The organism is Spirulina sp. CCY15215, from assembly GCF_016888125.1.
GTDB lineage: Bacteria > Cyanobacteriota > Cyanobacteriia > Cyanobacteriales > Spirulinaceae > CCY15215.
In genome coordinates this window covers 57154-79221 of the sequence record NZ_JACSWA010000604.1, presented here as the reverse complement: position 1 = coordinate 79221, position 22068 = coordinate 57154, and the positions used below count along the sequence as shown (strand labels likewise).

Below are 22068 nucleotides of genomic sequence, written 5' to 3'. Positions count from 1 at the left end.
ATCTCCCGCTCTTCTTGGTCAGCATTCCCTTGCGCCTTTCGGCGACGCGGGGTCTGACCGCAGAACGCTCAAGCGTTTAGCGGTGAGAGTATGTCAAAATCTGTTAAAATGAAATATCGTCGTCCACAGAAAAACCGATGGTTGTTGCGACTCAACGCTTATCTTATGCCGAATTCTTAGCGCAATGTCCCGAGGATGGGCGCTATGAGTTAGTCAATGGGGAGATTGTTAAATTGCAGCCAATTCGAGCGCATAAAAATGTTGCACGCTATTTAATTAAATGTTTTGATCGCGAAAGCGAAGGATTAGAACAGGATTATGTTATTGATAAAGATATTGTGATCCGAACTCAAGCTGCAAATGATAGAGAAAGAGGTCGCAATCCTGATGTTGCAGTTGTTCCTGCTGCCATTTGGAATGCAAATGTCATGACTTATGGTGCATTAACAGAACCACCTTTATTAGCCGTAGAAGTGGTTTCGACAAATTGGGATGATGATTATATCGATAAGCTCGCCGAATACGAACAATTAGGTATTCAAGAATATTGGATCGTAGACTATCTCGCTGTCGCCAGTCGCAGCTATCTCGGTAATCCTAAAGTGCCTACTGTGTTTGTTTATCAGTTGCATGAGGGAAAATATCAGCAGCAAAAATTTACGGTAGACGAACCGATTATATCGGGAGTTTTCCCCGAATTAACATTAACTGTTACCCAAATTATTAACGCCACGCAAATTGGGTGATTTTACGGAAATTCAACTATAATTTTTATTATCAACTTGTGATCAAGTCATCCTCTCAGCTATTTTTGATATTTTTTGGCACAATATAGAGAAGACCAATCAAAAATTATTTTAATGACAAATTCTCAACAATCGGAAATTCAATTTTTGACATCCGTAGAATCCGCAGATGTGGATGCAGCCTTGCTCTCTTCCTCCGAGAAATTTCTGACGCGCCTGACCATTTCTTCTCTTAGGTTGTTAAAAGTTATTGCTAAAGATTACAAAATTTCAGTTGAAGAATTAACGCACCAACAGATTTTACAATGGTTTGAAAAAGATAGCAAAATTCGCAAAGAACAAGGAAAAGATGCAGCTATTTTAAAATGGTAAGAAAAAATAGTATAGTAGATAACGAAATAACGATCGCCTTCTTTGCCTTTTTGCAGCGATCTCAATAATCAAAAATCCAAGAGGTAGGATAAATTATGAGCGTTCAAATTAAAGTTCCCAGTATGATGTGTCAGGCGTGCGTTAATGCTATTAGCACCGAAATAAAAGCAAATTTGCCCGAAGCCAAGATTGCTGCCGATTTAGAGAGTAAAATGGTGACAGTGGATGCAAACGCCTCAAAAGCTGCGATCGCCGAAATGATCGCAGCAGCAGGTCACGAAACTGAAAATTAGGTTGTTAGACTGTCTTTAATCAACACAGTTAAATTTTATAAGTTTTATCCCAAAAACAACCCATCGAAGACTGTCCCGAGGAAACGAGAAAAATAAGGTCTTGGACTCAAGTAATGAAACGAGTCTGCGATCGCTGATTATAAGAGGTTGAAAAATTTACGTTAACTTCAAAAAAGGTTCTTGTTTTTTGAAGTTAACGTGAAGATTCAGCAAGATCGTGCATTTATGCCAGAAAAAAGAGTTTCCTCCCATGTAAATTAATTTAGAGTGGGAAACAAAACGGTGATTACAACGTACAAAAATAAGGGTGAGATAAAAAATGATTCTCTATCTCCACATTTCCAAAAATGCGATCATTTAGATCGAAAGACTGGTATGAATATCTCTGTCTTGCTAATTGGGAGTAAGAATTTTATAACAACTTTTCTCGAACGATACGAGACACCTATTGTCGCAGCGATCGAGTCCACATCTAAAGCCGAAATTATTGCTGGTATTGCTCAAAATCAGCCGGATATAGTATTGCTTGAAGCCGATCTTCTCAGCATTTTAGGATTGTGCTGTGAGATCAAGAAAACAAATTACTTGGGGTTGGTGTATTGTATTGCAATTGAATATTATTGTTCTGCTAATATTCTTGAGAGAGAACCTTCACAACATCTGCTAGAAACTGCTAAAGCGATTGAAAATAGTGCTGATGCTTATCTTCAATTTTCCGGCTTAGATTCTTCTATTAATCAAAATATTGAAGCAGAAAAACGATTATTATTGGCCTATCTTCAAGTTGCTTACCGTCAAGTTCAGCAATATCGAGAACTCTTGAAAACTAACGATTTTCTTTCCTCTATTGCTCTTGCTGATGCTCTCACAGATTTAAGCAATCGTCGCGCTCTCGAGTGGGATTTACCTCGACAAGTTGAAAAAGCAAGAAAGAAGAATATTCCTCTCAGTTTGGCAATTTTAGATGTTGATTATTTTAAATCTGTGAATGATAATCACGGACATTTGGTGGGCGATCGCATTTTGCAACTTCTCGCTTACCGTCTGCGAAATAATATTCGAGAACAAGATACTGTTTTCCGCTACGGAGGTGAAGAATTTGTGATTCTCTTTCAGCAAACCAATACAGATACTGCTATGGCGATCGCCCATCAGTTGTGCCAAATCATTAGTGAAACTCCTTTTAATATCGATCGCAATTTAACCTTATCCCTCACCATTAGTCTAGGATTATCTTCTCTTCAACCTGAAGACGACGATCGCGGTAGAATGCTGCTCAAACGTGCCGATCTTAATCTGCTCAAAGCAAAATCATCCGGTAGAGATCGGGTTGTTGGATAATGAGTAATTTTAATTAACAGCAAAATTTTTCAACGCAACGAGCAAACATTTCTACCCCCAAACATAAGACACTTTCATCGAAATCAAAGCGAGGATGATGATGAGGATAAGCCAGTCCTTTTTCAGAATTCGCCGACCCGAGAAAAAAGTAACATCCTGGCACTTCTTTGAGAAAATAAGACATATCTTCCGATGCCATTGTTTGACATTCTGGAACAACACCAACGGGGGTTTCTAAGACTTCAAACGCGACAGAACGAACCAGATCGGCAATTTTGCTATCATTGATAGTGGGAGGATACAATCGTGTATAATCTAGATCGTAGGTTGCTCCGTAGGTTCGACAAATTCCCGCAATAATTTCTTCCAGTCGTTGAGGAAGAAATAAGCCGAGATCGGGGTTAAAATATCTGATAGTTCCGGTAAGACAAGCCGTATCTGCGATCGCATTTTTTGCGGTTCCTGCGTGTAATTCTCCCACTGTCACCACTGCTGATTCAAGAGGGCTAATATTGCGGGAAACAATCGTTTGTAAAGCCATAACAATTTGAGCGCTAATAACCACAGCATCGATGGTTTGGTGAGGAATTGCACCATGGCCTCCTTTACCGAAAATGGTACAGCTAAACAATTCTGAAGCCGCCATTAATGCCCCCGATCGCACCCCAATTGTTCCTAAAGGTAAACTATTCCAAAGATGTAATCCGATAATCGCATCAACGTCAGGATTTTTTAATATCCCTGCTTCAATAAGAGGTTTTGCACCACCAGGAGACTCTTCTGCGGGTTGAAAAATAATCTTCACAGTACCATTAAAATCCTCGCGATGTTGAGAGAGATAAAAGGCAATTCCAAGGGCGATCGCGCTATGTCCATCATGACCGCAAGCGTGCATAATTCCCTCATGCTGAGAACGATAGGAAACCTCATTTTCTTCTTGAATGGGTAAAGCATCCATATCGGCACGAATAGCAAACACCTTTCCCCCATTCTTGCCCGCGATCGTTGCCACAATTCCCGTTTTTGCAATTCCGGTTTGGTGTTCAATTCCCCATTCTCGCAGTTTTTTGGCGATAAATTCCGCCGTTATTTCTTCTTGAAAACCCAATTCGGGAAATTGATGTAAATGTCGCCGCCACTCCACCAATTGAGGTTGTAAAGTGCGAATATCTAAACGAATTTGCGACCAGCGATCGAGATTAGTCGTGGGCAATGTAGAGAACATCTTAATAATGAATTATTAACTTAAACTTTATTTTATCTAAAATACTTATAATAAAGTAAAAGGTCGCTTTTCCACCCCGCTCTAAAGAGACGGGGCTACCAAGCTCCCGCTTTTTCTCGTGTTAAAATTATTATCGTGAATCTCCCCAAAATTCCATGACCTTTTTTAAAAATATTCCTTCTTGGCAATTACCCGAAACGGCAGTTACTTCGGAAACGCTATATGGCGATCGCCGCCGTTTTCTCAAAAGTTTAATCGGTGCGGGAATTGGTGCAACAGCGACTACTTTATTAGGCTGTCAAACATCCCAAGCACAAAGTAACGATCTTGAATCAACATTTAAGTTACCAGAAATTAAACCATTACCGACAAATCCCGATTTTAGGAGAGTCGATCGCCCAATTACCAATCAAACTCTGGCCAGCAGTTACAATAACTTTTATGAATTTGGTGGCGATAAATCAATTTGGCGTTCTGCTCAAAACCTACCCACAGAAAACTGGAAAGTAGAAGTGACGGGACTGGTCAAAAATCCTCGCACTTACGATCTCGATGGACTGAGAAAAGAATTTTCTCTAGAAGAACGCATCTATCGCTTTCGTTGCGTGGAAGCCTGGTCAATGGCCTTACCCTGGGTAGGATTTCCCATGAAAGATTTAATGGCTGCTGTCGAACCCACCTCCGCAGCAAAATTCGTGCGGTTTACCTCGTTTTATGATTCTAAAATTACCACGGGTCCGGGTTTTCATGTCGGGACATTACCCTGGCCCTATCAAGAAGGATTGCGTTTAGAAGAAATGGCCAACGAACTTGCTTTTTTTGCGATCGGGATTTATGGCCGCGAACTTCCCAAGCAACACGGTGCGCCAATTCGCATGGTTTTACCGTGGAAATATGGATTTAAGGGGGCAAAATCCATCGTTAAAATTGAATTTGTTGACCAGCAACCCGCCACTTATTGGAATACTTTAATTCCTCACGAATACGGCTTTATGGCTAATGTAGACCCGACTAAACCCCATCCTCGTTGGTCGCAAGCTAGAGAAAAATTTATCGGTAATACAGAGCAGTTTGATTGGGAAATTCGCGAAACTTTACCCTATAACGGCTATGGGGAATATGTTGCCAATTTATATGCTTAAGATGGAAAATCAGCAAGACAGCCTCAATACTATTAAGCTCGATGGCTTTCTCAAGGTCGTCGGTGCTACCTCAACGGGAGGACAAGCCAAAATTTTGATCCAAAGCGGCCAAGTGAGGGTGAATGGCGAACTGGAAACTCGACGACGACGAAAACTGGTTGATGGCGATCGCGTATCGGTTAATGGGGAGATATTCCGCGTCCATCTTGACTCCGACGAATGAAAATACGGAAAAACTACCAGAAAATAGAAATTTTCTCAAAAAAAATCCTCTAAGGGGGTGATACCCCTCACCCCAGATTCTATATTAGATTTATGATGCACCCTGATGATTGGGGGAGTCGCCAAATGGTGGCTCTCTTTTTTTATCTTTTCTTAATTAATCAATCAATCGATTAATTGACTGAGAATATCAAAACGAAAATCATCAAGTAATCTCGCAATTTTCTGCCGTAAATTATACTCTGTACTGGGAATTTCTTCGAGTAGTTTTCGCAATTGCGATTCGTTTATTTTTCGAGTAGCATCGCTAAATTGCTGCAACCATTGCATCGGCATAATAGCTAATTCTTCTCGGGTTAAATCTCCTAACGAAGGTTCTAAAGTGTCTAGAGAGATTGTAGCGCGATCGCGGGACAATACACTAAGATGATGTACTATTTTCTCTACAACAACTTCTTCTCGAAAAGGCTTGCTAATAAAGTCCTGACAGCCCTGGGCGATCGCGTTTTTCCATTCTTCATCAGAAGGGTTAGAAATAAGCGCGATCGCGATCGTTGTGTTGTCTGTTTTTGACTCTACAATTTGTTTGAGTAATTGTGTATTTTCAAGATGAGGAAGGGATAGATCGATTAAAATAATATGAGGTTGCCAACAATGCCAAAATTCCAAACATTCTTCAATTTCACTGGCAATTTCTACATTGAATCCCAACGGCTTGAGTATAGCAAACAAATTCTGACAACTTTCTGGGATTCCATCTGCTATCAGTAAGCGATATTGAATCGGTTCGAGGGGAAATAGTAATTCTTTATTTTTTGTATTTTCAATGTTATTTTCGGGAGATTTTAAATAAATTGGTATTTCAAAAGAAAAGATTGAACCCGAGTTTAACGTACTCAATACACTAATTTCTCCACCTAATAAATGAACAAATTCTCGACAAAGAAACAGACCCAATCCCATCCCTTTTGACAAGGATAAAGATTTTTGATCTTGTGTAAAAGGTTCAAATAAATGTTCTAAATTTTCTAATGATACCCCTTGACCTGTATCTTCTATAGCAAAGGATAAAAGAAATAAATGCTTATTTTTATTATTAATATTTTCAAGATTTGATGGGAATACAGCATTCACCTTTAAACGAACATTTCCCTTGTGAGTAAAGGCAATTGCATTATCAAGAAGATTGATTAAAACTTGTCTGAGTTTGCGTTCGTCGGTTTGAATCAATTGAGGTAAATTTTCCTGTAATTCAAGATGCAATTCTAATCCCTTTTGAATTGCCTTGGGACGAAAAAAATTGATAATTGTTGTCAGAAAATTATCAAGATGAAAACAATTTTCTTGCATAACTTCTTGACCATCATCAAGTTGAGAAATTGACAGAATATTGTTGATTAAACCCAGTAAATTTTCGCTATTTTCGTGAATAATTTCAACTCTTTTTTGTTGGCTTAAACTCAAGGAATCATCGCGTCCTAATAGTTGGGTAAATCCTAAAATTGCATTCAAAGGTGTTCGCAATTCATGGCTCATCTTGGCCAGAAAATCGCTTTTTGTACGAGACGCTAATTCCACGGCGTGAAATGCTTGTTGGAGATCGATTTCTATTTCCTGTAAATCAATTATTTTTTGCTCCAACAAAGCATTTGTTGCTTTGAGTTGTACCGTGCGTTTCTCAACCTTTTGTTCGAGATTATTTTGGGCTTCGAGTAATGCTGTTTCGATAGTTTGACGATATTTAATTTCTGTTTGTAGTTGTTGATTTTGTTTAATTAACTGATGCTGTAAACGTTGAATTTTTATATGGTTTTTAATTCTTATCAGCATTTCTTGTAGCTGAAATGGTTTCGTAATATAATCAACTCCTCCTACCTCAAACCCTTTAATTTTATCTTTAAGAGAAGTTAATCCTGTCATAAATATGATCGGAATTTCAGCATAAGCATGATTTTGTTTGAGGCGCTTACAGGTTTCAAAACCATCAATGCCAGGTAACATTGCATCTAAAAGAATCAAATGAGGTAAAAAATCTTTGACTCTTTCAATGGCATTTTCTCCATCTCTGGCGATGATTACTTTAAACCCTTCTGCTGTGAGCAGATTGAAGAGGAGCTTCAAATTATCAGGGCGATCATCAACAATGAGAATAGTTTCTCGAGGGAATTTATCCATTGTTCATCTTTCATCTCAATAAAACATAATCCCTCTCTCAACCAATGGAAGACTTGGGATGTAAGGAGGCAAAAAATAAATGCCAAAACAGCAGACAGACGAAAATACACGCAGTTACTCAAGCGATCGCTTCGTGCAATCCCGATCTTCCCTAGCATGGAGAGTGGCCAAAGTGGGCGCAGCAATGATAACAAATCCATGCCAGGTTGTTCTGGGTTTACTCAACATTTGTGTTTGAATCAGGAGGTTTGGGGTTGGATTTTGCTCTTAAAAAAGTACCGTGAGCTTTTTGCTCTTGAGAGGATTCGAGACCAGGCGAGATTGGCGATCGCCGTCGGACAACTTTGCCGAGAGTGCTAGGATCCACAGCACCGAGACGAATGCGAATTTTCGGACCGGTTTCCCCGAGGCGCACGATCGTGCCATCATAAACAGGAATCTTTTCTTGCTCTTTCGCGAGAACCTTCCCATCAACATAAGTGCCATTCGCCCCAAAATTAACAATTTCCCAAGAAGAACTATCATCATGGGAGAGTTTTTGTTCGGCGATCGCGTTAATCTGTTGTAGTTTAGCGTGGCGGCGAGAGACCACAGCACTGTACAAAACCACATCATTTTGGCTACCGCGTCCGAGGGTAAGCTCCGCTTCAGACTCGAATACCCAACTTTGAACCGGGGCCGATTTACTAGGATGCAACAAGGTTATGACGATCACCGAAGTTCCCCAGAAATGTAACTGAACAATGGGCTGCCAATGACAATAAACACCCCTTTAAAGCCTAACATTGAAGCAACCGTTCGGGGGTGAGGTGTCAAGAGGAAAAATACAACCCTTGAATCAATATTGGGCGATCGCGCCTATCCATATCTCCAAACACCCCTAAATTTTGTCCCTAGAGAAACAGGGGCGCGATCGCTCAACTCCATGTCCCCCTCGGTCAAAATTGGAGAATATTTCGCAAATGGCGAAATATTACAATATATTAATAAACATCGAAACAAACGGCGTTCTCGACCAAACCTACTCCTCTAAGATAAACAGCCCCTATTTATAGAAGCCAACATGATTGCCCCAGAACAAGTTAACAAAATCGTTTGGAATCAGCATCACGACCCCTTTGAAGTTCTCGGACCCCATCCCCTCGAACAAAACGGGAAAGTCCAAAGTTGGGTAGTTCGTGCCTATCTCCCCAATGCCGAAAAAGCCTGGGTCATTTGTCCAGGCGATCGCCAAGAATACCTCATGCAGTCGGTTCATCACCCCAACTTTTTCGAGTGCAAAATTGACGGAGAAACCCTGGATCATTACCAACTCCGCATTCGTGAAGGAGGACGCGATCGCGTTGTTTATGACCCTTATGCCTTTAAATCTCCCGTCCTGAGCAGTTTAGACCTACATCTCTTTGGTGAAGGCAATAATCACCGCATTTACGAAAAGATGGGCGCTCATCCTATGGAGCAAAATGGCATTAAAGGGGTTTATTTTGCAGTCTGGGCTCCAAATGCTCGTAACGTTTCGGTTTTAGGGGACTTTAACAATTGGGACGGTCGCCACCATCAAATGCGGAAACTCGATGGCGGAACCTGGGACTTATTCATTCCCGAACTCAAAGTTGGCGAACATTACAAATACGAAATCAAAAACTGGGACGGACATATCTACGAAAAAAGCGATCCCTATGGGTTTTGGCAAGAAGTCAGACCAAACACGGCTTCCATTATCGCCGATTTAGAGACTTATCAGTGGACCGATGCAGACTGGATGGAAAAGCGCCGCAATGCCGATACCCTCAACCAACCGATTTCTGTCTATGAAATTCATTTGGGGTCTTGGATGCACGAAGCAATGGACCATCCCGCTCAATATCTTCGGGGTGAGGGTCCTTCCATTCAAGCCAACGAAGAAAAGGAAGGGGCGCGATACTTAACCTATTACGAACTCGCTCAACGTCTCATTCCCTATGTGAAAGAGTTGGGCTATACTCACATTGAATTACTTCCCGTTGCGGAACATCCCTACGATGGCTCCTGGGGTTATCAGGTAGCGGGATATTTTGCCCCCACCTCCCGTTATGGGTCTCCCGAAGACTTCATGTATTTTGTGGATGAGTGCCACAAAAACGGCATTGGGGTATTGGTGGATTGGGTTCCGGGTCACTTCCCCAAAGACCGTCACGGATTGGCATTTTTTGATGGGACTCACCTTTACGAATATGAAGATTCTCGCATTGGGGAACATAAGGAATGGGGGACATTAGTTTTTAATTACGGACGCAATGAAGTTCGCAATTTCCTTGTCGCGAATGCTCTCTTTTGGTTTGATAAATATCACATCGATGGAATACGGGTAGATGCGGTGGCCTCGATGCTCTATCGGAATTATTTGCGTAAAGATGGGGAATGGACGGCGAATAAATACGGCGGCCACGAACATCTCGAGGCTCGAGATTTTATTTGTCAGGTCAATAGCGTTCTCTACAGCTATTATCCCGGTATTCTTTCCATCGCGGAAGAGTCAACGGACTGGCCGATGGTATCTTGGCCAACTTATGTGGGAGGGTTGGGCTTTAATCTGAAATGGAATATGGGGTGGATGCACGATATGTTGGATTATTTCAACATGGATCCCTGGTTCCGCCAGTTCCATCAGAATAATATCACTTTTAGTATGTGGTATAATCATAGTGAGAACTATATGTTAGCATTATCTCACGATGAAGTCGTCCACTGTAAGAGCAGTACCTTGGGTAAGATGCCAGGGGATGAGTGGCAAAAGTTTGCTAACGTCCGCGCTTTGTTTTCTTATATGTTTGCTCACCCTGGTAAGAAGACGATGTTTATGAGCATGGAGTTCGGTCAGTGGGAAGAGTGGAATATTTGGGGGGATCTGGACTGGCATTTGTTGGAATATGACAATCACAAGAAGCTGAAGCAGTTCTTTAGCGATGTGAATGAAATATATAAGAGCCAGCCGGCATTATATCAGAAGGATTACGAACAAGAGGGCTTTGAATGGGTCGATTGCAGCGATAGCCGTCATAGCGTGGTTTCTTTTCTTCGTCGCAGTAACGATCCTGAAGATTATCTTCTTTGTGTCTGTAATTTTACGCCGCAACCTCACAGCCATTACCGCATTGGTGTTTATGAGGAAGGGTATTATACGGAGTTGTTTAATAGCGATGCTGGTAAATATGGCGGTAGCAATATGGGGAATTTAGGTGGAAAATGGGCGGAGGAATGGTCGTTCCATGATAAGCCTTATTCCCTCGATTTGTGTTTGCCTCCTTTGGGGGTTATTTACCTGAAGTTGGATCGCCAGAAAACGGCGGAGGTATTACAGAACAAGCAAAATGTTCTTGATGTTGAATCGGAGGGTTAGAACAGCTAATATCTGGATGATATAGGAAAAAAAGGGCGGCGATCGCCGCCCTTTTTTTGTTGGCGATTAAGATAAGTACATGAGCAAAAATTGATGCAGATTGTGTGTCAGGGCGATCGGGTTTTTAGCTAGTTTGTTAAATATTCATACCAAAAACCCTAGAACGGTTGATATATTTGGAAGCCCTTGACGAGGATTGAACTCGTGACCTCACCCTTACCAAGGGTGTGCTCTACCACTGAGCTACAAGGGCGATGAATAGTTTTTTAAATTAACTTTAAAATTAATTTCTAATTAATTTCTATAGGTTTTGTGGTGGGCCGAGTTGGATTTGAACCAACGTAGGCGTAGCCAGCGGATTTACAGTCCGCCCCCATTAACCACTCGGGCACCGACCCAGGAATACCACGGTTAACTATTATAGCAGGAAAATTTGTAAAAAGGGTAAGTTTGGGATAATTATATTTTTTATGACGGTACGATCGCCAGAAAATAAAATAGGGACGCGATCGCGATCCCTAATTAGAATATCTTTCGAGGACTAGGGCAAGAACCCCTAAGCGTACTTCAAGCCTACTTCTTCCAGTTCGACAAAATTAGCCAAAATTGGCGATCGCCTAAACCACGTAAGCCATTTTTAAAGCCCACACAATCAGGAAGGCGATGCTGCCAAAAACCAGAAAGGCGGAAATCCCAATTACAATAGGCTTGTCGGCATTTTTAAACTTCATTATGCCGCGATTAAGGTCGGACATTATTTATATTTGAGAACTCTACTCTTGTAAGCTAACAACTTCTTTGCTTGAATGACTGCAAACTTTATAAAGATTTTCGCTCTAACCTCGGGAGGTACTCATTGGAATTTGCTATTGCGATCGCCATCTTAACCTTGGGATTCGTTATTGTTGAAGGAGGATTGCGCCTTTTCTTCGGTTTCGGCAATCCTTTACTCTACATTCCCGATCAGAATATCGGTTATCTACTCTCTCCCAATCAACGGCTACGGCGCATGGGCAATCGTATTGCAATTAATCAATATTCCATGCGTTCTCCCCAAATTACCCCCACTCCTGCCCCAGAAACCCTACGCATAATGCTTGTGGGGGATTCGGTAGCCAATGGGGGTTGGTGGACGGATCGAGAGCAAACTATTTCTCAATTAATGCAGCAACAATGGGGCGATCGCCGGAAAACAATCGAAGTCTTAAATGCTTCGGCCAATTCTTGGGGTCCTCGCAATGAACTTGCTTACCTGCAACGATTTGGCTTATTTGGTTCGCGGGTTCTCGTTTTACTTCTCAATACAGACGATCTGTTTGGAACGTCTCCCACTTCAATTCCCGTGGGACGCGATCGCAACTATCCCGAAAGCAAACCCCCTTTAGCCCTCATTGAAGTCTATTCTCGCTTTCTTTCCCGTCCGCAAATCATTCCTGAATTACAAGCCCTACAAAACGAAGGAGGCGATCGCGTGGGCATTAACTTAAATGCCATTGAAGAGATCGCCGCGATCGCAAGCCAAAATAATACTAACTTTGTCCTCGCCCTTACCCCTCTTCTACGGGAAATCGGCCAACCTGGTTCGCGAGATTACGAAGAAAAGGCACGTCAGAGACTACTGGAATTGACCCAGAGCCAAAATATTCCCTACCTTGATTTTCTGCCCCTTTTTAATCGTCAGGAAAACTCCAAAAATCTTTATCGCGACCACATTCACCTCAGTCCTGAAGGGAATCAATACATTGCGCGATCGCTGTGTGAAGCCATCCGCAATTTACCTCTCCCAGAAAAAGAAAAAGAAGAAGATATTATTTCCGAAATACCCTCAAACTAGGAAACGGGAAGCGATCGAGCAGAATTAGATGCTAAGTCCAAGGGGTTATGCCAGACCATGCCATCTAAAGCCATCTGTTCGATGGAACTGGCAAGACGCAAGGCTTTAAGAGCCTGTTCTCCCCCCACAGAAGGCTGATTTCCTCCGCGCACGCAGTTGACAAAATGCTCTAACTCTGCGTGAAGGGGTTCGATATTACTGGTATAAACCTTTTCGATGGAACCATCTTGACGATAGAGGACTTGACCATAATCAGTCATACAATTTGCCGTGGTTTGCCGATGAATTAAAATCTCATTATTGAGAAAATCTGCTTCCGTTAGGGAGTTTTTACAATGGGCAGCAATGCGACGAATTTTGCGATGGGTGACTTTACTGGCAGTGAGTGTCGCTATCATCCCGTTTGCAAAACCCAAAGTCGCTGTCACATAGTCAAGATAACCGGAATCTGCAACGCGGCTGCCACTAGCGGTTAATTTGACAACTGGAGCCTTGGCTAATTCTAATAATAAATCGATATCGTGGATCATTAAATCCAGTACCACGGAAACATCATTAGCGCGATCGGAATAGGGACTCATGCGATCGGCTTCGATCGCCAGCAGTTCTTCCGTTTTGAGAACTTTGCTCAATTCTTGAAAGGCAGGATTAAATCGTTCGATATGACCGACCTGTAATATTGAGTTGGATTCCGCCGCCGCATTGACTAAAGATTCAGCCTCCGCAATGCTTGCTGCGATCGGTTTCTCAATCAGAATATGAACCCCGGCTTGCAAGCATTCCATCCCGACTCGATGGTGCAAGCGCGTTGGTACTGCTACGCAAACCGCATCAACGTGAGGGAGTAATGCTTGATAGTCCTCAAAAAAGCGAACGCGATATTTACTCGCTGTATCTAAACCTCGTTCGACATTAATATCTGAAACTCCCACCAGTTCTACATCCTTGAGCAAACTGAGGACGCGGGTGTGATGTTGTCCCATATTTCCCACACCAACTACACCGATGCGGATCGGTTGAGGTTGGGATCGGTATACTTTCCCATTTTGGTTTCCTTCTACGCTCTTGTCTTGCACTCGATGTAGCCTCCTCTGCTATTAGGATTGAGTCTCTAGCATTTGCCCTTTCACAGCCACCCAGATAGTACCACAGCAGCATCGAGTGTGAAGAAATAAAAAACTTCTGGCTTTAATGGTGCTTTAAATGGTAGTCACTCATTTTTGCTCTTGATTGGAATAGTGTGACAAAATTGAACTAACCACAAATTTAATTACTTTTCACTCATACCGAGGATTAACATGATCTTGAAACATATCTTAACGGGTCTGGCCGCAACCGTAGCAGCCATTACTACTAATACTTTTCTCGCTTCTTCTTCTTTTGCTTTTACCTTAGTTAATACAGAATTAGTTCTCTCGGTAGATGTATCGGGAAGCGTTGACGATAATGAGTTTAATTTGCAACGTCAAGGCTATGCAAATGCGTTTCGCGATCTCGAACTGATAGAAACTATTGCAGCAATGGAAAAAGGAATTGCGGTTACGATGCAATATTGGTCAAGTCAAACCGCCGCCGCGATCGGTTGGTATCATATCACTGATGCTATTAGTGCCAATATTTTTGCTAATGCTATTGAAGCAGCAGGTCGCCCTCTCGATGGTGCAACTAATATCGCGGCTGCTATTAATTCTGCAACGAGTTTGCTATTAACAAATGATTATCAAGGCGATCGCAAAGTGATCGATGTTTCGGGAGATGGTCGCCAAAACACCAATTTAGCAGGAACTGACTATTGTGCGCCTCGTACATATTTCATCTACACCTATAATGACGATACGAGTTCCAACTGTTACGGTTTAGTCACATCGGCGCGAGATGCTGCGATCGCCCAAGGCATTACAATTAACGGTTTGCCGATTTTAACAGATGTGGGCAATCTTGATGGCTATTTCCAAGATTATGCGATCGGTGGCGAGGACACATTCATTCAAGCAGCAGCGAATTTTGGCGATTTTGAGACCGCAGTGAAGGCGAAAATTAAACGGGAAATTAACAATACAGAACCCGATCCTCAACCCGATCCCGATCCTCAACCCGATCCCGATCCTCAACCCGATCCCGATCCTCAACCCGATCCCGATCCGATCCCAGAATCTGTACCAGAACCTACTATGACATTGGGATTAATCTTACTGGGACTGGGTGCAGGGGGATCTTTTCTTAAGAAAGGCGATCGCGTTTAGAGTGATACGGGCGCAAGCATTGTGGGCGCAAGCATTGTGGGCGCAAGCATTGTGGGCGCAAGCATTGTGGGCGCAAGCATTGTGGGCGCAAGCATTGCGCCCCTACAAGGCTTAATCCAGTCCCAGCAAGATTTTGTGCATTTTTTATCATACCCTTGACAATCCCACAAATAATTGTTACATTAGTTTACATAACCAGTTACAAAACTATACAATCAGTTACAAGGAGAGTTCATTATGACTATTTTATTTGCATTCTTAATCATTGGTTGGGTTGCTGCAGCCGCTTTAGGAACCCAGGCTTATTTCCGAGGAGAACAAAGTAAGCCTATCCACGAACGGAATTGGAATTCCGCAGGCTTTGAAGTTGCAGCGAAAACCGTCACTGGTCGCGAAACGGACTATAACGATCGCGTTCCCGCTTATGGTTTGGATGCTTACGGTAGCAAGGCGATCGCCAATTCCTAATCTCAATTTATCTTCAATTTCTTTCAATCTCGAATGATAGTTAGGGTGCAAATTTGCACCCTTTTTTTTGCATCTTTTTTGTTCTAATTATTGGCGATAACTTTCAATGTTTTTAACGTCGGATCGCTGCATCCTTCAATATTAATTGTCGTCCCTAAAGTGCGAAATTGTTGTAGGCGATCGAGGACAGAGAGAGAAATTGCTTCCCCTGGCATTAATAAAGGAATACCAGGAGGATAAGGACAGACTAATTCTGCACTGATGCGATCGCCAGCGCGATCGAAAGCGACGGTTTCTGTGGGGGCAAAATATGCCTCTCGAGGGGAGATGGGGGAGATGGGGAGGATGGGGGAGTGTGAGGAGGTGGGGAGGATGGGGGGTTGGCGATGCTTTTGGTTTAGGATTTGGTAGGCTTTGATGAGGCGATCGCAGTCTTCTTTCGTATTGCCAAAAGTAAGCACGAAGGTTAAATATTGTAGTTCGGGTAATTCTGCTGTTACCCCCAATTTATTGTATAGGATTTCATCGGTAGCAAAACCCGTTAATCCCAATTGCGTTGCATCGATCGCGATCCGGGTGCGATCGATAGTTGCGTGGGTAGGTTCAAAAACAACCAGATCGGGAATCTTGGCTAGGCGATCGCGTACCTCTTCGGCTAAGTTTAAGGCACTCTCTAATAATTCTTCTCCTTGGGTTGCCATTTGATGCCTGGCAGCATCTAAGGAAGCTAATAAAATATGATTGGGACTGGTAGACTGAACCAAACGCAAAGCATTAGTAATGCGATTGGGGGAAATGCGATCGCCCTGTAAATGTAACATGGATGCCTGGGTCATTGCCCCGAGGGTTTTATGGGTGGATTGTACGGCAATATCCGCCCCTAAAGACAGTGCCGACGAGGGTAAGTTAGGATGGAAGGCAAAATGCGCCCCATGTGCTTCATCAACTAACAGGGGAATATTATATTCATGTACGAGGGAGGCGATCGCGGCTAAATCCCCGCAAATTCCGTGATAGGTGGGATAAACCACCATTACAGCTTTCGCGTCGGGATGCTCTTTTAATGCAGCTTTGAGGGTTTGGGGAGAAATACTGGTTGCTAAATTGCGATCGCATTCTGGGGTCACAAAAATGGGAATTGCACCGGAAAGAACCAGCCCCGAAATTGCCGATTTATGTACATTGCGAGGCATGATAATTTTATCTCCGTCTCCACAAGTGGCTAGAATTGCTGCAACAATTCCTGAAGTAGACCCATTGGCTAAAAACCAGGTTTGTCTAGCCCCAAATGCCTCTGCTGCCAGTTCTTGAGCCTCTCGTATGATTCCTTGAGGAGGAAACAAACTGCCAAATTCCGGCAATTCTGGCAAATCTGCCCGAAATAGTTCTTCTCCCAACCAATCTTTAAGATGAGAAGATATTCCTTGACCTCTTTTGTGTCCTGGAACGTAAAAAATAGCTAAAGATTGATGAGAAACTGCTTTAATTGCATCGATTAGGGGAGTTTGGGTTTGGCGATCGGGCATTCTTTCAATCTCGATAATTTTGTTTGATTTCCTCTGCAAAATTGCGATCGGCAATCTCTCCTAAAAAGTTTAATTCTTTTGCCAAGACCTCGAAGGCAGGTTGCCCACAATCCTGAGTTTTGCCACAAAAGGTATAAGTGGTAAAACCTAGAAAGGTCTCAGATTGATGCGGTTCGTTGTTTTTTGACATCTTCAGTATACTTCATCAAACCGAGAAACGCTATAGTAATTTTTGCGATTTAAGTGCATAATTAAGCAAGAGAGTGCTGCTCCAGATTTCTCGAATTCTGAGAGATCGAAAATAACCAGTTCTCGATCAATTTTTGTACACAATTTTTCTAAAAAATCGAGTTTATCCTTTTCTTTTTGATGGTCTTTATGCTGTTTATTATTAAGTGTTTGCTGATTTGTTCCTACTAGAATATAGTTCCCTAAAACCAAAGCATTTGAGGCAGCAACAACAGCAATATTATAGTCAAAATCGTAAATTTTAACATATTTTTCTAATTCTTTCTGGGTTTCGCGATCGAGTTTTTTTGTGCAGGCCAATACGCTATCCTCAGAAAGTGGCAATAGCAAACAATCTAAGTGATATAAATAAGGATCTTCCATGAGAATAGGTATTACCTTCATCTCAAAAGACTTTTCAAACCAGTCTAAAGCATTTTTAGAAGTGCGAAGCCCATAGGCACCACAATAAACATTATCGCGAATATACTTTAAATCTGCTTCTCCTTCAAAATATTCTGGTGCGTCAATCACATTGGTAAATTTCATCAGTTGAAAAAATTCTCGCCCAACTTCACTTTCATTGCGTCGAACTTCAGAATAATAATTAGAAATAACAACGGTAGGTTCGGTCAAATGGGGAAGAACAATACCCAAGTTAGCAACATAGGTTTGATCTTGCAGTCCGGGATAACTAGGAAGTAAATAAACTAGAGCTTTGCTAGAAATAAAACGATATAATTCTTGAAATTGAGAGAGTGCGCGATCGATATTTATCGTTCGTTCTTCTGGCTCGAGGGCATCGAGTATTTCTTGCATGATTTTGTTATTAATCACATCGGCAGACATAAAAAAAGGCACACTCATCAAAAAGCAAGGAAGCTGAGTATTAGAAATACAAAAGTTATTTGCATCCATATTAACTACCATTTGTTACTTATCCAAAAATTTGAGATATTTATCTTCATCTCCATAATATCAAGCTACAATATCTATGTCAATTGTAATAGGATTCATTTTTAGATGTGCGTCGGCGAGGAATGCTACAATCTTAATTTTAAAGCAAAATCCCAATCGAGAGGATTTTCTCTGAGGTAAAGACACCTAAATCAAAGCTCATGATTATCGATCGCTTATCTCCAGACGGGTTAACACCTCTATGGAACAAAATACAACTGGAATCGGCATCAGACAAATGCTCATTACCCGACTGGGTTCACAAAAGTTATGAAGCATTTATCGAAACAATACATCAAGATAATTTTCCCTGTTTTTTCGGTACTTTAGCCGAACAAAAAAGGATGATTCGCTATGCGATCGCCCCCTCTTTGACAACTTCAGAGAGTTTCGATCATATTCTTGAAGCCGTTTATGCCTATCTAGAAGAAGAACGCAATTTAACAGCAAATGAGATCAACGAAAACTCACTTTTATTGAGTTTGGCTATCTTTTTTCCCTGGGAAGCAGAAGAATATTCTCTCGAACAATACGCGAAACAAATCTATGATTTTTTGAACGAACTGCACCGACGCGATCGCTTTCCTTGGCCTGAAGAGATTCCCACAGATCCAAACGATTCCGAATGGCGCTATTGTTTGGGAGGAAGGAGTTTATTTGTGAATATAAGTACCCCAGCCAATCACGAGCGACGATCGCGTAACTTAGCCCCCGGTTTAATCGCAGTAATCAACCCCGATGACGTTTTTGAACGGGTGTGGAAGCGTTGGGGAGAAGATCCCCGACACAAGATTTACAAGCGCATGGAAAAATACGATCGCATTCCTCCCTATCCTTTACTCTTACATCAAAAATCGGAATGGGAGCGAGATTTAATGTCTGCTAAACTGACGGTCATTAGCGATCGCAATGATGGTGAGTGTATATTTCCCTTTCGCTACCATCCCGTTAACTCCAACCCTGGAGAATGTCCATTTCATTAATCCGCAAAGGAACAAAACTGCTCTTAATAAGCCAATTCAAAAATGCAGAAAATAATTGACGCAGATACTCACTATCATTGGATCGACTGTCGGAGTCAAAAATCCTTTTTTCAAGAGGTGAATTCAGTTTTAAGGCACAGTTATCCGCGTTTTTTAATCGAAGACCTGATTGATTTCCCAGAATGGCGCGATCTCCATTCCCTCTATCCAGAATTTCAATTTGGTTTGGTTGAAACAGAGAGTCAAAAGATGGTTGCACAGGGAAGTTGTTTGCCGATTCCTTGGGATCGTTCCTTGGAAGAATTACCGAATACTGGGTGTGATTGGATATTAACAGCCGGTTTGCAGGGAAAAGAAAACAACACTCAACCAACAATTTTAGGAGGGGTTTCTCTGACCATTCTTCCCGAATATCGAGGACGAGGTTTGAGCAAGTATCTTTTGGATTATATGCAGGAATTGGCTCGCTCTTATCAATTTCCTGCTTTGATTTTGGCAGTACGTCCCACCCTTAAACATTTATATCCTCTGACTCCAATCGTGCGCTATATTCAGTGGAAAAACGAAGCGGGTTTAATGTTCGATCCTTGGTTACGAGTCAATCTCAAATATGGAGCAAAATTGCTGGGGATATGCGATCGCTCGACTGAAATTATCGAACCGATTTCCTATTGGGAGAAAACAACCCAAATGCACTTTCCCGATACTGGGAAATACATCATTCCGGGAGGAATCATCCCTCTAGAAATCGATCGCAAAACAAGCCAAGGATACTACATCGAACCGAATATTTGGATCAGCTATCCAACCGCATAAATTGTCAACTATTCTTCGGCAAGTTTGTAAAAGAATATCAGCAATAAAAGAGGCTTCTGCGAGGAGTTAAGAAGGCTTGTATGCCAAAGTAGAGGATTATGAAACATTATTGTTTGTCTTGAAATATTGATTTCTGTTTCACTAGAGTGAGCTTTGTGCATCTGTTCTTTTTCAGGAAATGGCCAGTGATGGCTTTTGGGGATTACTTTCAGAATTGTGGCACGTTTTTCATTCTCTGAAAGAAAAATTGTAATGCCGATCTTTGCCTGTTTATAGAGACTATCATCAGCATCTTGATGCCAGAGGGTATCCCCTTGTCCCCGACTGATGCGGAATAGAGACCAGAAAACTGGAGTAGGGTCACAAGAACTTTGCAAAATTTCTTCCATGCAATTGATTAGAAAAGGAGATCGTGCCAATTTTTGAAAAGCAGGATATTGGCATACGCAGGTTGACCATTCATCCCCACAATAAACACCTTCCACAATCAAAGGATCTTCTACGGGTACGGTTGTCTCTATTGTTTCTGCCTCGCGGCTCAAATCGTTAGCCAAGGAGACAGGGATAATATCTTCTGCGATCGCATAGCCGTTTTCAGTAAAAGTGGGGTTTAGTGAATCCATTAACCTAAATTCTTTAGCGATGACTACCGATATGTTATCATAAACTGCACCCATTTTATTCCTTCATTTCATCTCTTAAAATACATTTAATTTTTATGGAGTTTATTCAAGAAAAAACTTATTTAAAACTCAGAACGGAAATTAAAAGCACGCTTAATTTAGCCATTCCTTTAATTTTGACTCAATTTGCCGAAACTGCGATCGCCTTTGTCGATCTCATCATGATGGGATGGTTAGGGACTGAGATGTTGGCGGCGGGGGGTTTAGGAGCCATTACTTTTGCGACATTAATTTACATTAGTGCGGGATTATTTTACGGTTTGGGGGCGATCGCGGCAGTTGCTTTTACTCAAAAAAATATTGAAAAAATCCGTACATTACTCATTCAAGGACTCTGGATCGGTTTCATTTTTGCTGTACCGATCGCGCTATTGCTGTGGCATTTTGGTTCTATTTTAACCTTATTGGGTCAAGAAGAAAGAATTGCTCATTATGCAGAAATTTACTTGCGGGCAATTGTTTGGGGTTTGCCGGCTACTCTCGGTTTTATTGCTATTAAAGAGGTTGCAAACGCTTGCGATCGCCCCCAATTTCTAACTATTATTGCCGCGATCGCCGTTCCTATTAATGGATTGGCTAATTATACCTTCATGTTCGGTCATTTTGGCTTTCCTGCTTTAGGATTGGCGGGAGCGGGTTGGTCAAGTACCTTTGTCTTTTGGCTGATGTTTTTAAGCGGTATTGGGTATCTGCAATTTCATCCCGATTTTCGAGAATATCGATTCTTCGATCGGCTTTGGTTCAGCGATCGCTCAACATTTTGGGAAATTTTAAAATTAGGCATTCCGATCGGCATTCAACTGGGTTCGGAGTTCGGAATATTTGCTTTTGTTGCCTTATTAATGGGATATTTAGGAACAGAAAATTTAGCGGCGCATGAAATTACCGTTTCCGTTCTCGATATCGCAATTCTTATTCCCATCGGATTTTCCCATGCAACCGCCATTCGGGTTGCACAACAACGCGGAAACCATAATCTTGAAGGAATTAAAACAACATTTTTAGTCGTGTTTCTTCTCAATATTGCGATCGCTAGTCTTATTAGTTTAGCCCTGTGGATTTTTGCGCCTCAAATTATTGCCATTTATTTAGATCCCTCCAATCTAGATAATATTGAAGCCACAAACATCGCTTTATCTTTATTGAAAATCGCCACTTTTATTCAAGTAATTTATGGATTACATTTCCTCGCGATCGGTGCATTACAAGGATTGCAAGATACTCTCATCCCCATGTGGATTAATATTAGTATTTACTGGGTTATTGGCTTGGGAGGCAGTTATTTTATTGCTATTATTTTACATCAAGGAGCGATCGGTGTTTGGTTGGCTTTGATGTTAGCTATAATCAGTTCTACAGGTATTCTGATCTGGCGTTTTTCCCAGATTCTCCCGAAACAAAAAGAGAATTGGTAGTATTATAATCTGTCTTGAAT

At 41.8% G+C, this 22068-nt stretch carries 22 protein-coding genes and 2 tRNA genes; 13 read left to right on the top strand and 11 right to left on the bottom strand.

What is annotated here, in order from left to right:
- The first annotated feature begins 137 nt into the window (after nucleotides 1–137).
- The 4 genes from JUI58_RS24160 (at nucleotide 138) to JUI58_RS24145 (ending at nucleotide 2752) form a co-directional block, all read left to right on the top strand.
- The gene (locus JUI58_RS24160) at nucleotides 138–746 is read left to right on the top strand and encodes a Uma2 family endonuclease (protein ID WP_204106410.1); all 609 of its coding nucleotides are present in this window, start codon (nucleotides 138–140) and stop codon (nucleotides 744–746) included.
- Between the two features lie 114 nt (nucleotides 747–860).
- Nucleotides 861–1118, top strand: a complete 258-nt coding sequence (locus tag JUI58_RS24155) for a hypothetical protein (RefSeq protein WP_204106409.1) — start codon at nucleotides 861–863, stop codon at nucleotides 1116–1118.
- Nucleotides 1119–1213: 95 nt separating this feature from the next.
- On the top strand, nucleotides 1214–1411 hold the full coding sequence (locus tag JUI58_RS24150; protein WP_204106408.1) for a cation transporter: 198 nt from the start codon (nucleotides 1214–1216) through the stop codon (nucleotides 1409–1411).
- A 375-nt stretch (nucleotides 1412–1786) separates the two neighbouring features.
- On the top strand, nucleotides 1787–2752 hold the full coding sequence (locus tag JUI58_RS24145) for a GGDEF domain-containing protein (protein WP_204106407.1): 966 nt from the start codon (nucleotides 1787–1789) through the stop codon (nucleotides 2750–2752).
- Between the two features lie 13 nt (nucleotides 2753–2765).
- Here JUI58_RS24145 and JUI58_RS24140 read toward each other — a convergent pair whose 3' ends face one another.
- The gene (locus tag JUI58_RS24140; protein WP_204106406.1) at nucleotides 2766–3977 is read right to left on the bottom strand and encodes a M20 family metallopeptidase; all 1212 of its coding nucleotides are present in this window, start codon (nucleotides 3975–3977) and stop codon (nucleotides 2766–2768) included.
- A gap of 155 nt (nucleotides 3978–4132) precedes the next feature.
- On the opposite strand from JUI58_RS24140, the gene msrP reads away from it, so the two are divergent.
- Nucleotides 4133–5119 carry a protein-methionine-sulfoxide reductase catalytic subunit MsrP gene (gene msrP, locus JUI58_RS24135; RefSeq protein WP_204106405.1) on the top strand — a complete coding sequence of 329 codons (987 nt, stop codon included), beginning with the start codon at nucleotides 4133–4135 and terminating at the stop codon, nucleotides 5117–5119.
- Nucleotides 5097–5342 (top strand): RNA-binding S4 domain-containing protein, encoded by a 246-nt coding sequence (locus JUI58_RS24130; RefSeq protein ID WP_239121680.1) that lies wholly within the window; start codon nucleotides 5097–5099, stop codon nucleotides 5340–5342. Before msrP ends, JUI58_RS24130 begins: the two co-directional genes overlap by 23 nt.
- A 164-nt stretch (nucleotides 5343–5506) precedes the next feature.
- Here JUI58_RS24130 and JUI58_RS24125 read toward each other — a convergent pair whose 3' ends face one another.
- Both JUI58_RS24125 and JUI58_RS24120 read right to left on the bottom strand, forming a co-directional pair.
- Entirely contained in the window at nucleotides 5507–7516 is a 2010-nt protein-coding gene (locus tag JUI58_RS24125; protein ID WP_204106404.1) for a response regulator, read from the bottom strand.
- Nucleotides 7517–7733: 217 nt separating this feature from the next.
- Complete coding sequence (locus tag JUI58_RS24120) at nucleotides 7734–8231, bottom strand: FHA domain-containing protein (protein ID WP_204106403.1); 498 nt, start codon at nucleotides 8229–8231, stop codon at nucleotides 7734–7736.
- A 348-nt stretch (nucleotides 8232–8579) separates the two neighbouring features.
- Between JUI58_RS24120 and glgB the strand changes: the two genes are divergently transcribed.
- On the top strand, nucleotides 8580–10895 hold the full coding sequence (gene glgB / locus JUI58_RS24115; protein ID WP_204106402.1) for a 1,4-alpha-glucan branching enzyme: 2316 nt from the start codon (nucleotides 8580–8582) through the stop codon (nucleotides 10893–10895).
- A gap of 181 nt (nucleotides 10896–11076) precedes the next feature.
- Here glgB and JUI58_RS24110 read toward each other — a convergent pair.
- The 3 genes from JUI58_RS24110 to JUI58_RS24100 all read right to left on the bottom strand — a co-directional run bounded on the left by JUI58_RS24110 (nucleotide 11077) and on the right by JUI58_RS24100 (nucleotide 11650).
- Nucleotides 11077–11148, bottom strand: a tRNA-Thr gene (locus tag JUI58_RS24110).
- A 60-nt stretch (nucleotides 11149–11208) separates the two neighbouring features.
- Nucleotides 11209–11293 (bottom strand) — tRNA-Tyr (locus JUI58_RS24105).
- Between the two features lie 219 nt (nucleotides 11294–11512).
- Entirely contained in the window at nucleotides 11513–11650 is a 138-nt protein-coding gene (locus tag JUI58_RS24100; RefSeq protein WP_204106401.1) for a hypothetical protein, read from the bottom strand.
- A gap of 101 nt (nucleotides 11651–11751) precedes the next feature.
- On the opposite strand from JUI58_RS24100, the gene JUI58_RS24095 reads away from it, so the two are divergent.
- Nucleotides 11752–12729 (top strand): SGNH/GDSL hydrolase family protein, encoded by a 978-nt coding sequence (locus JUI58_RS24095; protein WP_204106400.1) that lies wholly within the window; start codon nucleotides 11752–11754, stop codon nucleotides 12727–12729.
- Here JUI58_RS24095 and JUI58_RS24090 read toward each other — a convergent pair.
- Entirely contained in the window at nucleotides 12726–13805 is a 1080-nt protein-coding gene (locus tag JUI58_RS24090) for a Gfo/Idh/MocA family oxidoreductase (RefSeq protein ID WP_348539965.1), read from the bottom strand. The two genes, JUI58_RS24095 and JUI58_RS24090, sit on opposite strands and share 4 nt — an antisense overlap.
- Nucleotides 13806–14033: 228 nt before the next feature.
- Between JUI58_RS24090 and JUI58_RS24085 the strand changes: the two genes are divergently transcribed.
- Together JUI58_RS24085 and JUI58_RS24080 are read left to right on the top strand one after the other, a co-directional pair.
- The gene (locus tag JUI58_RS24085; RefSeq protein ID WP_204106399.1) at nucleotides 14034–14972 is read left to right on the top strand and encodes a DUF1194 domain-containing protein; all 939 of its coding nucleotides are present in this window, start codon (nucleotides 14034–14036) and stop codon (nucleotides 14970–14972) included.
- A 237-nt stretch (nucleotides 14973–15209) separates the two neighbouring features.
- A complete protein-coding gene (locus tag JUI58_RS24080) occupies nucleotides 15210–15440 on the top strand; it encodes a hypothetical protein (RefSeq protein WP_204106398.1) in 231 nt (76 codons plus the stop codon).
- Between the two features lie 83 nt (nucleotides 15441–15523).
- Here the strand turns inward: JUI58_RS24080 and JUI58_RS24075 are convergent, their stop codons facing one another.
- From JUI58_RS24075 to JUI58_RS24065, 3 genes are read right to left on the bottom strand one after another with little or no spacing between them, the layout of a single operon-like run.
- Nucleotides 15524–16966 carry an aminotransferase class I/II-fold pyridoxal phosphate-dependent enzyme gene (locus tag JUI58_RS24075; protein ID WP_204106397.1) on the bottom strand — a complete coding sequence of 481 codons (1443 nt, stop codon included), beginning with the start codon at nucleotides 16964–16966 and terminating at the stop codon, nucleotides 15524–15526.
- Between the two features lie 4 nt (nucleotides 16967–16970).
- Nucleotides 16971–17156 carry a hypothetical protein gene (locus tag JUI58_RS24070; protein WP_204106396.1) on the bottom strand — a complete coding sequence of 62 codons (186 nt, stop codon included), beginning with the start codon at nucleotides 17154–17156 and terminating at the stop codon, nucleotides 16971–16973.
- 2 nt (nucleotides 17157–17158) lie between these two features.
- Nucleotides 17159–18124, bottom strand: a complete 966-nt coding sequence (locus JUI58_RS24065) for an arginine deiminase-related protein (protein ID WP_204106395.1) — start codon at nucleotides 18122–18124, stop codon at nucleotides 17159–17161.
- 188 nt (nucleotides 18125–18312) lie between these two features.
- On the opposite strand from JUI58_RS24065, the gene JUI58_RS24060 reads away from it, so the two are divergent.
- Together JUI58_RS24060 and JUI58_RS24055 are read left to right on the top strand one after the other, a co-directional pair.
- The gene (locus tag JUI58_RS24060; protein ID WP_204106394.1) at nucleotides 18313–19134 is read left to right on the top strand and encodes a YqcI/YcgG family protein; all 822 of its coding nucleotides are present in this window, start codon (nucleotides 18313–18315) and stop codon (nucleotides 19132–19134) included.
- A gap of 42 nt (nucleotides 19135–19176) precedes the next feature.
- Nucleotides 19177–19950 carry a GNAT family N-acetyltransferase gene (locus JUI58_RS24055; protein WP_204106393.1) on the top strand — a complete coding sequence of 258 codons (774 nt, stop codon included), beginning with the start codon at nucleotides 19177–19179 and terminating at the stop codon, nucleotides 19948–19950.
- An 8-nt stretch (nucleotides 19951–19958) separates the two neighbouring features.
- Here the strand turns inward: JUI58_RS24055 and JUI58_RS24050 are convergent, their stop codons facing one another.
- A complete protein-coding gene (locus JUI58_RS24050; RefSeq protein WP_204106392.1) occupies nucleotides 19959–20573 on the bottom strand; it encodes a phytanoyl-CoA dioxygenase family protein in 615 nt (204 codons plus the stop codon).
- A 95-nt stretch (nucleotides 20574–20668) separates the two neighbouring features.
- Here JUI58_RS24050 and JUI58_RS24045 point away from each other — a divergent pair, with 95 nt between their 5' ends.
- Nucleotides 20669–22048 carry an MATE family efflux transporter gene (locus JUI58_RS24045; RefSeq protein ID WP_204106391.1) on the top strand — a complete coding sequence of 460 codons (1380 nt, stop codon included), beginning with the start codon at nucleotides 20669–20671 and terminating at the stop codon, nucleotides 22046–22048.
- The last annotated feature ends 20 nt before the right edge of the window (nucleotides 22049–22068 follow it).